The 14,552-nt window shown below is 59.8% G+C and carries 10 protein-coding genes; 1 reads left to right on the forward strand and 9 read right to left on the reverse strand.

Translation table 11 applies throughout. The features are described 5' to 3' along the window. Nucleotides 1-10 precede the first annotated feature (10 nt). Complete coding sequence (locus tag HEP89_RS16075; protein WP_023000406.1) at nt 11-529, reverse strand: tail fiber protein; 519 nt, start codon at nt 527-529, stop codon at nt 11-13. 18 nt (nt 530-547) lie between these two features. Next, nucleotides 548-1,060 (reverse strand): tail fiber protein, encoded by a 513-nt coding sequence (locus HEP89_RS16080; RefSeq protein ID WP_023000407.1) that lies wholly within the window; start codon nt 1,058-1,060, stop codon nt 548-550. 609 nt (nt 1,061-1,669) lie between these two features. Between HEP89_RS16080 and HEP89_RS16085 the strand changes: the two genes are divergently transcribed. Beyond that, nucleotides 1,670-6,553 (forward strand): choice-of-anchor D domain-containing protein, encoded by a 4,884-nt coding sequence (locus HEP89_RS16085; protein ID WP_168692494.1) that lies wholly within the window; start codon nt 1,670-1,672, stop codon nt 6,551-6,553. 55 nt (nt 6,554-6,608) lie between these two features. Here HEP89_RS16085 and HEP89_RS16090 read toward each other — a convergent pair whose 3' ends face one another. The 7 genes from HEP89_RS16090 to HEP89_RS16120 form a co-directional block, all read right to left on the reverse strand. Continuing rightward, the gene (locus HEP89_RS16090; protein ID WP_023000409.1) at nt 6,609-7,361 is read right to left on the reverse strand and encodes an ATP-binding cassette domain-containing protein; all 753 of its coding nucleotides are present in this window, start codon (nt 7,359-7,361) and stop codon (nt 6,609-6,611) included. Beyond that, on the reverse strand, nt 7,358-8,569 hold the full coding sequence (locus HEP89_RS16095) for an alanine racemase (protein ID WP_168692495.1): 1,212 nt from the start codon (nt 8,567-8,569) through the stop codon (nt 7,358-7,360). Before HEP89_RS16095 ends, HEP89_RS16090 begins: the two co-directional genes overlap by 4 nt. Nucleotides 8,570-8,583: 14 nt before the next feature. Next, a complete protein-coding gene (locus HEP89_RS16100; RefSeq protein WP_031269094.1) occupies nt 8,584-9,537 on the reverse strand; it encodes an ABC transporter permease in 954 nt (317 codons plus the stop codon). A gap of 67 nt (nt 9,538-9,604) precedes the next feature. Beyond that, nucleotides 9,605-10,672 (reverse strand): substrate-binding domain-containing protein, encoded by a 1,068-nt coding sequence (locus HEP89_RS16105; protein WP_168692496.1) that lies wholly within the window; start codon nt 10,670-10,672, stop codon nt 9,605-9,607. 137 nt (nt 10,673-10,809) lie between these two features. Then, nucleotides 10,810-11,865 (reverse strand): substrate-binding domain-containing protein, encoded by a 1,056-nt coding sequence (locus HEP89_RS16110; RefSeq protein WP_075282645.1) that lies wholly within the window; start codon nt 11,863-11,865, stop codon nt 10,810-10,812. 24 nt (nt 11,866-11,889) lie between these two features. After that, nucleotides 11,890-13,170 (reverse strand): M20/M25/M40 family metallo-hydrolase, encoded by a 1,281-nt coding sequence (locus HEP89_RS16115; RefSeq protein WP_168692497.1) that lies wholly within the window; start codon nt 13,168-13,170, stop codon nt 11,890-11,892. Then, the gene (locus tag HEP89_RS16120; protein ID WP_031269095.1) at nt 13,170-14,384 is read right to left on the reverse strand and encodes an ROK family transcriptional regulator; all 1,215 of its coding nucleotides are present in this window, start codon (nt 14,382-14,384) and stop codon (nt 13,170-13,172) included. The genes HEP89_RS16115 and HEP89_RS16120 overlap by 1 nt, the downstream gene beginning before the upstream one ends. Between the last annotated feature and the right edge of the window lie 168 nt (nt 14,385-14,552).

Raw genomic sequence — 14,552 nt, forward strand, 5'->3', positions numbered from 1 at the left:
GGTTCGCCTCCTAATGCCTGCTGGGGTAAACGCCGTAGAGCGCGATGATGAAATGCACGCATATTGTCGGCATCAGGTTGGTGTGCGACCGGGAGCCGCCAGAGTTTGAAATCATGTCTTGCGCCATGGAAATGTCCTGACTGGCATCGGCGTAGAAGCTCACGCCTGCACCGGCTGCCGGAACATGCATCGCCGGCGACGTCTGGTCGGCCAGGCCGGTGTTGGCATTGAAGCCGTGCGAGTGACTGGCAAGTTGGTTAACCGTGAGCGTTTCGTTTTCCGACCCGCTTTTGGAGCCGAGCCGCCGCGGGCTGAGGCCGGGGCCGGTGCCCGCGTGCAGCGGAATTCGTCCGCGCATGTCCGGCAGACCGAATGTGGTTCGGCCATCTCCGCCGTAGATGGTTCCAAGGAGTGAAAACAGGGCATCGTTTTGGGAAACTGCCAGCAGCTGACCGTCGCAGTAGGCCCAGCCGCGCGGTGCGAAATTACCCGCAAACATGCGGATTTCACCGACGAAAGGTTCAGACATTCTATGTCCTTTCGGAGATTAGTTGCGGGACGGAAACAGGCCTTGAAGGGCGATGCAGAAATTGAGCGTCAGGTAGGGCTGCATGTTGTTGTGCGCCTGCCCGCCACCTGCGTTGGTCACGGTCCCTGATCTCATCTGCGTCATCGTGCCGACTTCGTAAGGCCGATAGGCCTTGTCCGGTGCGATTTCGGATCCAAACAGGGCCATGTTGGGCGTTCTGCTGTTTCCTGCGGTGGAGACCGCTTTCACCGGGTGGGAATGTTCCGGGATTTCAGCTGCCGTAAGTGTGACGGTTTCCGCTCCCCCCTTCTGGCCGAGCTGATATCCGGCGCCCTCGTGGATCGGCGTCCGGCTGCGCAGGTCGGGCAGGGCGAATGTCGTCCGCCCATCTCCGCCATAGGTCGTGCCCAGCAGCGAATAGAGCGACTGGTTCTGATTGATCGGCAAAATCTGTCCGTCGGTAAAAGCCCAGCCGCGTGGCGCGAAATTGAAGCCGACAATCCGTATTTCGGCGAGAAATGGTTCTGACATGTTTCCTCCCGTTGCTTCCGAAGGAAGTTTCGGTCTTGCAGATGTTGTCTGGATTTCCTGCTCTTGCGAATCACAGGTTGTATGAAAGAGAAATTGGACTCAAATTACATTGCAACCTTCACATACATATATTTCAAAATGCAATTAGAAAATTCCGAAATCAGTTCCTGATTTGTTGAGTGTTCGTTACTGGAAATAGTGTTGAAGATTGCCAAATTCTGCAATTTTTAAGGGAATTATTCGCCTTAAAGAGGATGAAAACCAATTCTGACCAAATCTTTCAACCATAGTTAGAATTTGTCAGAATTGAATCCTTTTTCCTGACGCAGATGTGGTCAGTCAAAAATGTGATCGGATTTGCGCTTGAATTCTATTTAAGTTTGAGAGTAGTAGAATTTAAACCAAAGATTGTTTTGATAAAAATCACGTTATAGTTGTGTTTGACAGCTAACAAAAACCGGGCCTTCGAGCCTTGGCTCTTTCTTTTTGGGGTGCAGCGACCGTGGTTCGCTCTGTGGTGATTTGATGATTTGTGACGTATGGGGAGCCAGGCTCAGCAAAGCCGCGCGCGCAGGCGTCTTGTTGCGCTTTGTGCAGCTGGCGTTTCTGATGCTTTTTCTGGGAGCCGTGCCTGACGACGCGAACGCGGCCTACACAGACTGTCCAAGCAATTCCGACCCGTTTGATCCTCTCGTGCTGAACCTAACGCTGGATGAATGCACGCTGGAGAGTGGTATCGGTCCAACAACACTGAATGACGACTGGATATTGATCCAGGATCAGGGTTCTGGAAGCAGTCTCACCAATTTCGATATCAACAACGGTCCAAACGACCCGGGGAATATACTCTCGTATTCCGTTACCAATGGAACGGATATCATCAACGTAACGTCGCCTGGTATTCAGACGATCGATTGTACCACGACATGCACAATCACCGGATCCTACGGTGCTACAGGCATTAATTTCACCTATCTTGATGCCGGTTCCAGCGGCGAAGTTACTCCACCGACGACGCCTCCAACATTCACCCAGTCATTCGCCCCCAGTACGATCGTGGCAAACGGCACCTCAACCGTCACATTCACCATCAACAACTCTGCGAACGGTGTGGACGCGACATCTCTCGATTTCAGCGACAACTTGCCTTCGGGAGTGACCGTCGCCTCTCCGTCGAACGCTGCCACGACGTGTACCGGTGGCACACTTACGGCGACCAGCGGATCGGGTGTAATCAGTTACACTGGCGGAACCGCTGCGGCGGGTGCGACTTGTACCGTCAGTGCCGATGTGACGTCTGCAAGTGACGGAAGTTACGTCAACACCACAGGTGATCTGACATCATCGCTGGGAAATTCCGGGACGTCATCTGCCACGCTGACGGTTGCCTCTCCTGAGATCAACGTTCAGGGCAACGGGGTAAGCATTGCCAGTGGGGACACGACCCCTTCGGCGGCAGATGATACCGAATTCGGCAGCGTCTCTGTTTCGAGCGGTACAAATCCGAATACCTTCACAATCCAGAACACGGGTAATGGAACGCTCTCACTGACCAGTGTGACGTCCTCTGATAATGCACAATTCGCTGTGTCGGGGACAACGGCCGGTTCGATACCGTCTTTGGGATCTGTAACCTTCACGGTCACCTTCGATCCGTCCGCGACGGGCTTGCAAACGTCAACGATTACGATCGTTTCGAGCGACGCGGACGAGAGTCCCTATACATTTAGGGTTCAAGGAACAGGCATTGCACCCGAGATCGACGTCCAGGGAAACGGTGTCAGTATTGCCAACGGGGATACGTCTCCGAGTGCGGCGGATGATACCGACTTCGGGAGTGTTGCGGTTTCGAGCGGATCTGTGGCGAATACGTTCACCATCGAGAACACAGGAACCGACACGCTGACGCTTACAAGTGTAACGTCGTCGGACAACACGCAGTTCGCCATTTCCGGTACGACAAGCGGTTCGATCGCATCTTTGGGGTCTTCGACCTTTACCGTCACTTTTGATCCCAACGCCGGTGGCAACCAGACTGCGACGATCACCATCGTTTCCGATGACATCGATGAAGGGACTTACACGTTCACGGTACAGGGGACTGGTATCGCACCAGAGATCAACGTTCAGGGAAACGGGACAAGTATCGTCAGTGGCGATACGACGCCGTCCGCAGCGGATGATACCGACTTCGGCAACGTTTCGGTTGCGAGCGGATCCAACGCAAATACGTTCACGATCCAGAACACCGGAACAGATGCACTGACGCTGACGAGCGTGACATCTTCCGACAACACGCAATTCGCATTATCCGGCACGACCAGCGGCTCGATCGCCGCCTTGGGGTCTGCAACGTTTACGGTCACTTTTGATCCCAATGCCCTGGGAACGCAGACGTCGACAATCACGATTGAATCTAACGATCCCGACGAAGGAACATACACCTTTACTGTTCAAGGCACGGGTGTGGCACCGGAGATCAACGTCCAGGGGAACGGCACTACTATCGCCAGTGGTGATACGACGCCGTCGGCTGCGGACGACACCGACTTCGGTAGTGTTTCAGTGTCCAGCGGAACCAATGCGAATGTCTTCACGATCCAGAACACGGGTACGGACACGCTGACGCTGACGAGCGTGACATCCTCGGACAATACGCAATTTGCGGTGTCCGGCACGACGAGCGGTTCGATCGCCGCCATGGGGTCGGTGACCTTCACGGTCACTTTTGATCCCAATGCGCTTGGAACCCAAACGTCGACGATCACGATTGACTCCAACGATGCCGACGAGGGAACCTACACATTCAGGGTACAGGGCACGGGAACGTCCACGCCGAGTTTCACGCAGTCCTTTGCTCCAGCGACCATTCTGTCAGGTGGAACCTCGACGGTTTCCTTCGTCATCAACAACTCCGCCAACGCGGTCGCCGCGACCTCGCTGGATTTCACCGACAATCTCCCCGCAGGATTGACGGTTGCCTCGCCTGCAAACGCCTCAACGACCTGTACCGGGGGAACGATAACGGCGACGACAGGTTCTGGTGTGATTTCCTACACGGGAGGCACCGTTGCGCCCGGGGGCAGCTGTTCCTTGAGCGCGGACGTTACCGGCTCCACAGATGGTTCCTTCGCGAACACAACTGGAGATCTGACCTCCAGCCTTGGAAACTCCGGAACGTCTTCAAGCACTCTGACGGTTGCTACTCCTGAAATCGACGTGCAGCGTCCCGCAGGAAACTCTATTGCGGATAACGGAACGGATGCTCAGGGAACAGTAAACGTGGGAGACCAGCAAACACTGGTCTACACGATCGAAAACACGGGTACCGCGACGCTCACCCTGACCGGAACGCCAACCAGTGCCTCGGCAGGCAATGTTTCGGTCGATTCAATCTCCGCGCCGGGGCTCACAACGCTCGCGGGTGGTGCATCGACCACCTTCACTGTTCTCTACACGCCTACTGCAATTGGCAATTTTTCGTTCGAACTCGATATTCTCAGCGATGACGCCGACGAACCCACGTATGACATCCTGGTGAGCGGTACTGCGATTGGCAGTCCGGAAATCGAGGTTTCATCGTCGACAGGCAATGCCGTATCGGACGGGGGGACAGACACCATTCCCGGAATTGTCATGCCGGGAACAACGTCGACCATCACTTACACGATCACGAACACCGGGTCGGCCGTCCTGAACCTCACAACTCCAACGGTTGGTGCGAATGTTGCCGGCACGAGCAACGTCACAGTCAACAGCTTCACATTGAGTTCCAACACCGTAAGCAGCGGCGGCGGAACGGCGACGCTGGCTGTGGCCTATACGCCAACAGCGTCTGGAGCGTTCGGGTTCGACTTCAACTTCGCCAATGACGATGCGGACGAAAACCCCTTCAACGTATCGGTGAGCGGGACGGCAAGCGGGGCGGCGGCGGCGCTGTCGGTCGTGTCGGGATCCGGGCAAAGTTCCGAAGTCGGAACCCGGTTCGAGGCAGTTCTCGTCGCGAGAGCGACAGACGTCAACAACAACGCTGCTGCAGGTGTCAGTGTAACATTCACTGCGCCAGCTGGTGGTGCGTCACTGACATTTGCGAGCACGGGCACCAACACTGAAACGGTGACAACGGCTGCGGACGGAACGGCGACCAGTTCCGCCATGACCGCAAACGCGGTTGCCTCGTCCTATAACGGCGGTGGTGCTCTTACGCCATATTCGGTGACGGCGAGTGCCACGGGGCTGAGCAGCGTCAGCTTCTCTCTCACCAATGACCGGGATGCATCGGCCGATATCCAGAAAACGAAGGAAGTGATTGCCTCCTTCGTGACAAGCCGGGCCAATGCGATCGTGTCCGGACAGCCTGATATCGTCTCGCGCCTGACCAGCGGCCCCTTTGGGCGGCAGCGTGGCCGCAACGGGTTCAATTTCGACGTTACGCCTACCTCGCAGTCCGGAAACTTCCAGTTCTCCCTGCGCGCCTTTGCCAATTCTCTTCAACAAGGTGGTGGCACAGGAAACAGTGCGGCAATGGCAGGAGCCGGGAGCGGCGTTCGCGCGGCGAATGCCGAGCCGGAACGGTACGCGGTCTTCGACAATTTCACGTCCTCCGGCACGATGAGTTACACGGCCGTCGGTCCGCAGGTGATGCAGGATGATACCCTCGCGATCCTGAGCGGCACCAACGGAGATGCACCTTCAGGCGGCGAGGGCAGTGCCGAGTGGCAGTCGGGATGGGACTTCTGGGCCCAGGGAACGTATGCAATTACCGACAACAACAGCAGCAACAGCAAGACCGGGCTGTTTTTTGCCGGGGTCGACTATCGCTACAAGGACCGGGCCGTCCTGGGCTTGTTGGGACAACTCGACCTGACCGAGGAAAGAAACGGTGCCGCAGATACCTCCGCCGACGGCGTTGGCTGGATGGCTGGCCCTTATGCTGTTCTCCGGGTTCATCAGAATTTCTATCTGGATGGCCTGGCGACATATGGCCAGTCCTACAACACCGTGAACGCGCTTGGGCTTTTCGAAGATGATTTCAGAACGCAGCGGTTTCTGTTGCAGGGCGGTTTGACTGGCGACTTCAAGCTCAGTGAAACGACCAGGGTCAGTCCATTTGCCCGCATCACCTATTACTACGAAGAACAGGAAAGCTACACGGACACATTGGGGCGGCTGATCCCGTCGCAGGATTTCGATCTGGGGCGGCTCGAGTTCGGACCAAAGGTCTCCTGGGACCTGCAGTTGAACGAGCTGTTGTTCTCGCCGTTCCTGTCGCTCTCCGGGATCTACGACTTCAACAAGTTGCAGGACGATACCCCGACGGATGCGACGCTTGCCTCTTCCGATGAAGATCTGCGGGCACGTGTGGAAGCTGGCGCGGGTCTGCTGGTGCCTGGCCGTAACATCCAGATTTCCGGGGAGGGCTTTTACGACGGGATCGGGACGTCCGACTTCCGCTCGTATGGTGCAACGTTTAACGTCACCATTCCGTTCTGATGAGAACAGACCAGCCTCCGGCAGTTGCCGGAGGCTGATTGTTCTGGCGGAAGGATCAGGCTGCCTGGCCGGAAACGCCGGTGATCATGGAGACGATTTCGTTCTTGTCTGTCTCGCTGGTCTTGCGAACGCCGATCTGCTGACCACGGCGCAGGACGCAGATGCGGTCGGAGAGGCGGAAGACCTGATCCAGGCTGTGGCTGATGATCAGGATGGCGAGGTTCTTTTCCTTCAGCGATGCGACCAGCTGTTCGACCTTGGCCGTTTCCGCGACGCCCAGAGCCGCCGTCGGTTCGTCCAGCAGAACCAGCTTGCTGGCCCAGTGGGTGGCCCGCGCGATGGCAATGCCCTGCCGCTGACCGCCACTGAGGTCTCGAATGACAGAGCCGGCGGAGGGGATGCGGACATCGAGTTCGTCGACCAGCTCCTGGCATTCCCGGCGCATGCGCTTTTTGTCGAGCAGCCCGAAGGGTGGCTTGGTCAGTTCGCGGCCGAGGAACATGTTCATGTAGACCGGCTGCTGGTCGGCAAGGGCAAGGTCCTGGTAGACGACCTCGATGCCGAGACTGCGGGCCGAGCTGGCGTCGGAGAAAGATGCCGGCGTGCCATCCAGCAGGATGTCACCCGAGGTTGGCTTATGGACACCGGAGATGATCTTGACCAGCGTCGACTTGCCGGCGCCGTTGTCGCCGACAAGAGCAACGATCTCTCCCGCGTGAAGGTCGAGTGAGAAGTTCTCGATGGCGACCACGCCACCGAACGCCTTGTGGATGTTCTTCAGGGACAGAACGGGATTGTCGGCGGTCATTGCTGGAACGCTCCCGGCCAGGAGACGGCATCTCCGAAGCCATTTTCGATTGTGGTGACGGCAGGCGTGCCTGTGCTGACGCCGGAAATGCCGACGACAAGCGCCCGTGTGACGAAGGCCTGACCACGGAAGCCGAAGACCACCGTGTCACCGGCGCGCACGGGTTTGGGCGAGGTGGCGTCGATCATCGCGTAATAGTCGATGGCGGAATAGTCGGGTATTTCGACCTCAAGCAGATCAGACTGGCGGGAAGTCGGCTCCGAGGAGACGAGGGCCTTGACCGGGTACTTCGGGAAGACCGGATCGATGTACAGGCCACCACCGAAGCAGTAGGCCTTGCCACCGTGGTGGTGGGAGACTTCCGAGAGATAGAGTACGGCAGGATCTTCCGGCAGGTCTTCCACTGCATGAAGAGGTGTCGTGCCGTGGAGACCGTTGCCCGGTTCGCACTGGGTGGCACCGGCTTCGGCAAGGGCGCCGAGCACTGCGGAGGACGTGGTGCCAGGAGCGTTGATCTCGATACGGCCGCGACCTGCAGCTGCCAGTGCTTCGGCGGCGCGGGCGAGGGTCGACAGGTTTGGTGTCGGCTTGACCTTGCGCGTTTCCAGATCGAAAAGCAGCGCGGGGAAGGTCGTGATGCCGGCGAAGGCTCCGCCCTCCAGGGCGTCAAGCTGCTCTGCCACGGCGACAATGTCTTCCGCTTCGAAGCCGCCTTCATGGCCACGATAGAACGTGTCGCCTTCGGTCTGGATCCGGGCGAGCAGGTTCTGTGTCCTGCCGGCGGACTTGGCGGCAGCGGCAGCTTCCTGTGCTTTCTCAGTCGAGAAGACCGTCCAGTAATCCGGTTGCAGTTTCGCGCCGGCGAAAGCTGCTTCCTGCCTCGGAACCTGGACCAGGTGGCCGAGATGCCCGGTCTTGAGGCCGGCCCGGTCGCAGGCGAGGGCGCAGGCCATGTCGACCGCAACGGATCTTTCTATGCCGCCGCGCATGACCGCCTGGCAGAAACCGGAATGGCGTCCGACCTGTTTGGTCATGGCGAAGGTTTTCAGGCCGTGCTTGTCGGCCTCGCCCTTGAAAAGGCGAGCGTTTCGTTCGACCGCGTCCAGATCGAGAACATAGGCATTGGCAGGGATCTTGCCGGCCTGATGCAGCGCCATGGCGGCTTCGATGAAGGCCGGATTGCGGCGCATGAGAACGTCGAGAAACATCGTGGTCCTCCAGGTTACCGGCTGGTGTCGCGCAGGGAGACGGCGACTGCGACGAGAATGATGAGACCGCGGACGATCATCTGGTCGGAGACATCAAGCCCCATCAGGATCAGTCCGTTGTTGAGCATGCCCATGAGCAGAGAGCCGAGCAGGGCGCCGATGACGGAGCCCTTGCCGCCATTGAGGGCGGTGCCTCCGACGATAACGGCAGCGATGACCGTCATCAGGTCGCTTTCGCCGAGCGTGTATTTGGCAGCCTGAAGGCGGCCGGCGTAGAGCAGGCCGGCAAGCCCGGCCATGGCGCCGCACAGCGTCAGCACGCTGAGGCGGATGCGCGGAACCTTGATGCCGGAAACCTGGGCGGCGCGGGGATTGTCGCCCGTTGCCACCACATGGGCGCCAAAGCGGGTGTTGCGGTAGACGATATGGCCGATGACGACGGCAGCGATGGTCCAGATGACCAGTGAGGGGATGGAAAACAGGCTGCCGGAGCCGAAGATGCCTGCGAAGGTGTCGTTGAGGACCGGGATCGAGCGCAGGTCCGTCATGGAGCGGGCGATGCCGGCGAAGAGGCCCATGGTGGCCAGCGTCACCAGGAAGGACGGCAGGCGCAGATAGGCGACAAGGACGCCGTTCATGGCGCCGATCAAGGCACCGGCGCCGATGCCGGCGATGACGCCGACGACCAGCGGGTAGCTTTGCAGGGCAAGCGCTGCGGCGAGCGCCGAGACGGCAACGACTGAGCCGAAGCTGAGGTCGATTTCCCCGGCGGACAGCGCGAAGACCAAACCAATGGCCATGATCGTTGCCGGTGCGGTCTGCAACACGATGTTGGTCAGGTTGCGGGGCGACAGGAAGCCGACGTCGTGAAGGGTGAGAGCAAAGAAAAGAAAGATTCCGAGAAACCCGAAATAGATCACGCCTTGCTTGTAATCGAGTTGTCTTAGTCTCGAAACCGCCTGGGTCATGGATTGCCTCAAGTTCGAAGAGGTAGGTGACGGCAGGCCGCAAGGCGCGGCCTGCACGGAAAGTGATTTACTTGGCTGCTTCGGCAACGCTTTCGGGCGGATCCATCTTCATGGACTTGTTCCAGCCTTCGGTGACATTATCCGTGCCAACCGTGATGGCGTCGACCACCAGGAACGGATCGACGGACTTGCCGAGAAGGCTGGCCGCAGCGGACCGGGCCGCGTAGACGCCGATGCTGTAGGCTTCGTCCGCGATGATCGCCGCGGTGTTGCCACCCTTCAGCATGTCGAGGGCAACCGGCTCGTTGAGGTCGATGGTGACCACCTTGGTGGCGTCGTTGCCCTGCTGGCGCAGAACCGAGAGGACGCCAAGGGCAGGTTCCGCCCACGGCGTATAGATGCCGCCGAGATCCGGGTTCCGCGACAACATCGCCCGGGCGATGTCTTCGGCGTTTGCGGGATCGGTCATGCCGGTCTCGATGGCGATTTCCATGTTTGGAAACTCGTTTTCGATGGTCCATTTGAACGCCTGGTCACGCTGGTTGGTGACCGGGAAATCCGCATCGTGAAACATGTAGCCGACCGTACCCGTCTCGCCCATGGATGCAGCGAGTGCCCGGGCGGCCTTTTCGCCGATCTGAACCAGGTCGGCGGAGACGACGGTGACATAGTCCTTGCCATGGGTGAAGCCGTCGACGGCGTTGTCGACGAAGACAAGCTTCACGCCGGCATCGCGGGCAATGCCGTAAACGGTCTGTGCTGTGGTCGGGTCGATCGGCAGGGATACGATGATCGACGGCTGGTTGGCCATGATCGTCTCGACGTCGGACTTCTGGCGAGCTGAGTCAAAGCCGGCGTCGGTCTCGGCAACGACCTTGATGCCGAGCCGTTCGAACTCGTCCTTGGCGCCGCGCGCGACCGCGTTGGACCAATCGTAGAGCTCGTGCCAGGCAAAGGCGGCCGTGTAATTGCCTTCGGCCACTTTCGCGACTTCGGCATCGGTCAGTTCGAGCGTTGCGACCGGCGTCGGGGCTTCGCCCTTCGGGCCAACCGTTTGCGGGCGGTCAGCAGCCGAGGCCACGGCGGTCATGCCGACCAGCAGTGTCGACGCCAGGAGTGTCTGTAACTTGAACATGCGACTTCTCCGTAAGGTTCGGTATTAACCGTCGGAAAGACGGTGTTGTTTCTCGGAGGTCCGTGCGGGTTTTTAGAATTGTTGTGAGGACCTGTTGGCCGGCAGGCTGTGATGGGGCAGCCTGCCGGAATGCCGGGTCAATTCGCGGAGGTAACGCTTGCCGGCGGGTCGATGTTGAGGGACTTCTTCCAGCCCTCGGCAACGTTGTCTGCAGTCACGGTGATGGCCGGTGCCGCGATGAAGGGCGGAACGTCCTTGTCGACGAGGCGCAGGGCTGCGGCAGCTGCCATGGCGCGGCCGAGTTCATAGGCTTCGTCCGCAACGATGGCTGCAACGTTGCCGCCGCGGACCATGTCGAGAGCTACCGGCTCGGACAGATCGAGCGTGACGATCTTGGTGTCCTTGTTGCCGTTGGCACGCAGAGCTGCGAGCACACCTTCGGCCGGGCCGGCCCAGGTCACATAGATGCCGCCGAGATCCGGGTTCTTGAGCAGCATGGCGTTGGCGATTTCCTCGGCGCGAGCCGGGTCGCTGATGCCTTGTTCCGCAACGATCTTGATGTCCGGATAGTCGTTTTCGATGGTCGACTTGAAGGCGTTGTCACGCTGGTTGGTCACGTAATAGTCGGCGTCGTGGAAAATCCAGCCGACGGTGCCCTTGCCGCCCATGGCGCTGGCGAGCGCGTCGGCAGCCTGCTTGCCCATCTGGTAGAGATCGTCGGTCACGATGGCCGCATAGTCACGCGGGTGCTCATAATCGGCGGGCAGGTTGGACAGGAACACCAGGGAAACACCGGCATCGCGGGCTTCCTTGAAGGCGGCGGCGGATGTGACCGGGTCGAGCGGTAGCGACAGGATGATGTTGGGTTCCTTGGCCATGGCCGTTTCAACGTCGCTGCGCTGCTTGGCGGCATCAAAGCCGGCGCTGGTGGTTGCGACAACCTCGATGCCAAGGCGCTTGAACTCGTCCGTTGCACCGGCTGAGACCGCGTTCACGAAATCGGACTGGTCGTGCCAGAGCAGGGCGGCCTTGTAGTTTGCGTCCTTGATGGCGGCGACGGCATCGTCGGGAACCGTCACTTCGGCGGAAAGCGTCGCCGCTTCGCCCTTGGGGCCGACCGTCTGGGCCATGGCGGAGACGGACATCAGCCCGAGAAGGGCGGATGTCGCCAGATGTTTGACTAGCAGTTTCATTTCTAACCCTCTGTTATGTTTGGTTCAGTCTGCTTCTTCTTCCAGGCCGCAATAGTCGGCCACGAACAGCGCGAAAGCCCTGACGGCTGCCAGATAGCTTTCCACCTCGATGCGCTCTTCGAATGTGTGTGCGACGCTGATGTCCCCAGGTGCGCAGTAGACCGCGGGACACCCGATCTCGTTGACAAGAAAGGGAGATTCCGACCAGTAAGGCGCACCGCCGATGGCGCCGCCGGAAAGGTTCTGGCCATTCGTGGCAACCTCGACGCAGCGGGACAGCTGCAGGGCGGCGGGGGTTTCGCGGGAGATCTCGACGGGTGAGCCGCCGAAGTGGTGATCACGGCCGGCGGGGTACGCAATCCCGACGCCGATGCCGTCCGCGACCGGAGCCGAACGGACGACCGCTTCAAAGGCGGCGACCGCCTCATCCAGGTTCTCGCCGGGGCGGAGCTTGCGGATCAGGGAGAGCTTGCACTCGCCCGGAACGGCAATATAGCCGCCGCCATTGATATGCGTGACGAGGATGGAGGAAGCGCCGACCAGATCGTGCTTCGGTCCTGCTGCCAGTTCCGCCTCATGTTGCCAGAGGTTGCCCAGAATTGCGTGGGTTGCCTTCAGGGCATCTACGCCGAGCTCCGGCGTGCCGAAATAGGCGGATTTGCCGGTTATGGTGATGTCGGCAATGAAGAAACCGATCTGGGCCGTATAGACATCCAGCCTGGTCGGTTCGACATAGACCGCGAAATCCGGCTTTGCGATGGTGCCGTCCTCGACCCTTTTGACGAGATCGTGAGCGCCGGCGCTGACGCCGGTGCCCGGTTCGCCGCTTTCCTCATCGCCGATGAAAGCGAAGGAGAGGCCGCCGGCGGGACGGTAGCCCGCCTTCTGCAAGAGCCTGAGGCCGCCAAGTGCGGCGCAGATGCCGCCCTTGAGATCGCAGGCGCCGCGGCCCCAGATCTCACCGTCTATCAAGGCACCGCCGAAGGGGCTTTCCTGAGGCTTGCCCTGCCAGGCTTCCTGCCAGCCGCGCACATGCACGGTGTCGGTGTGGCCGACGAAGAGGAGGCGGGGGGCATCGTCACCGGTGACCGGCTGGTGCTGGCCCCAGACGTTGAGGCGACCAGGCAGGAATTCGCCGGAGCCGGTTTCAAGTCCGAGCGTTTCCATTTGCGATTTCAGGAAGGTGGCAAAGCCGGTTTCGTTGCCGGTGACGCTGTCAATCGACAGAGCGCCGCGAAGGAGATCGATGTCGGCGTCCCGGTCCTGCGTGGCCAGCAGCTTTTCATGCAGGTTTGAGGAAACCATCAGGCCGCTCCCTTCTTGAAGGTTTCGATGGACGGCGGCGGAACGGCGATTTCAACGCCCTTGAGGCCTTCGGTGAAAAGCGACAGGTGCAGGCGGGAGAGGGCGACGGAGGCACCGCCGGCAAGGGCTGCGTGATTGCCGAGCGTCGACTTCTCGATCAGGACAGGGCGGGGGAAGCATCTGGAAATGAATTTGCGGACATTGCCGAAGAGCTCGTCCCGCGTGCCGATGGAGCCGCCGATGACGATGCAGGACGGGTCCATGACCGCTGCCAGCGCTGCCATGACGCGGGCGACCTGGCGGGCGATCTCTTCCAGTGTTTCATTGGCGGCAGTGTCGCCTGTGTTTGCGGCGTCGAAGATGTCCGGCACGTCCAGTGTTCTGCCGGTCTTGCTTTTATAGAGATCGGTGATGGCGTGGGTGGCGGCGACACGTTCCAGGGCACCGACTTCCAGGCTTTCCGGTTCGAACGGATCAGCGCCGAAGGGCAGGTAGCCGATTTCACCGGCAGCGCCGTTCATGCCCCGGTGGAGCTGGCCGCCGATGACGATGCCCGCACCGATACCGGTGCCGATGGAGACGTAGATCAGGTCGTCCTTGTCGCCGCGTTTGGTGAGCCAGTGTTCACCCAGGGCAGCAAGGTTGACGTCGTTTTCGATAAAGACCTCGATGCCGAGGATCTCCCGCCAAAGACCGGGGGCGTCGATGTCGCCGATGCCGGGGATGTTCGGGGCCATGCGGATGTGGCCGGTAGCCGGGTCCGGAGCGCCTGGTACGCCAATGACGGCGACACGAGGCAGCTTGAGCGAGGGGCTGGCTTCGGTCGCTGCCCGGCGGATGAGGTCCGCGACCTGATTGACGACGGCAATGCCGCCCTGCCTGTCGGTCGGCTCCACCAGCTCCGAGACGACGGCCCCGGTCAGGTTGCAGATGGCAACACGGATCTTGGTGCCGCCGAGATCGACGCTGGCAACGGATGCAGCATCCGGCACGATTTCATAAACCACGGCACGGCGGCCGATATGGCCTTCGGTCTGTCCAACCGTGCGCACCCAGCCTTCTTCTTCCAGATTGCCGACGATTTCCGAAACCGTCTGTTTCGACAGGCCGGTGATCTTGGAGACGCTCGCCCGAGAGATCGGGCTGTAGCTGGCAATCGCCTGGACGATGGCACTCAAGGACATGCGTCTGGAGATGTTCGAGGGGTCTGCCAAGGCTACGCTCCATTAGTTCGTTCTGTCACCGAACTAATTAGATTTTGAGACACGAGTCAAGCGGTGCATTGAAAAATCGGGAGAGATTGAAAGCAGGTTGAGGGGGGCGGCGAGAGAAAAACGATGTCTGAGTAATCGAAAAGACAAGCGAGTGAAGGCAGTTGCGGG

Source organism: Labrenzia sp. 5N (assembly GCF_012395805.1).
Classification (GTDB): Bacteria; Pseudomonadota; Alphaproteobacteria; order Rhizobiales; family Stappiaceae; genus Roseibium; species Roseibium algicola.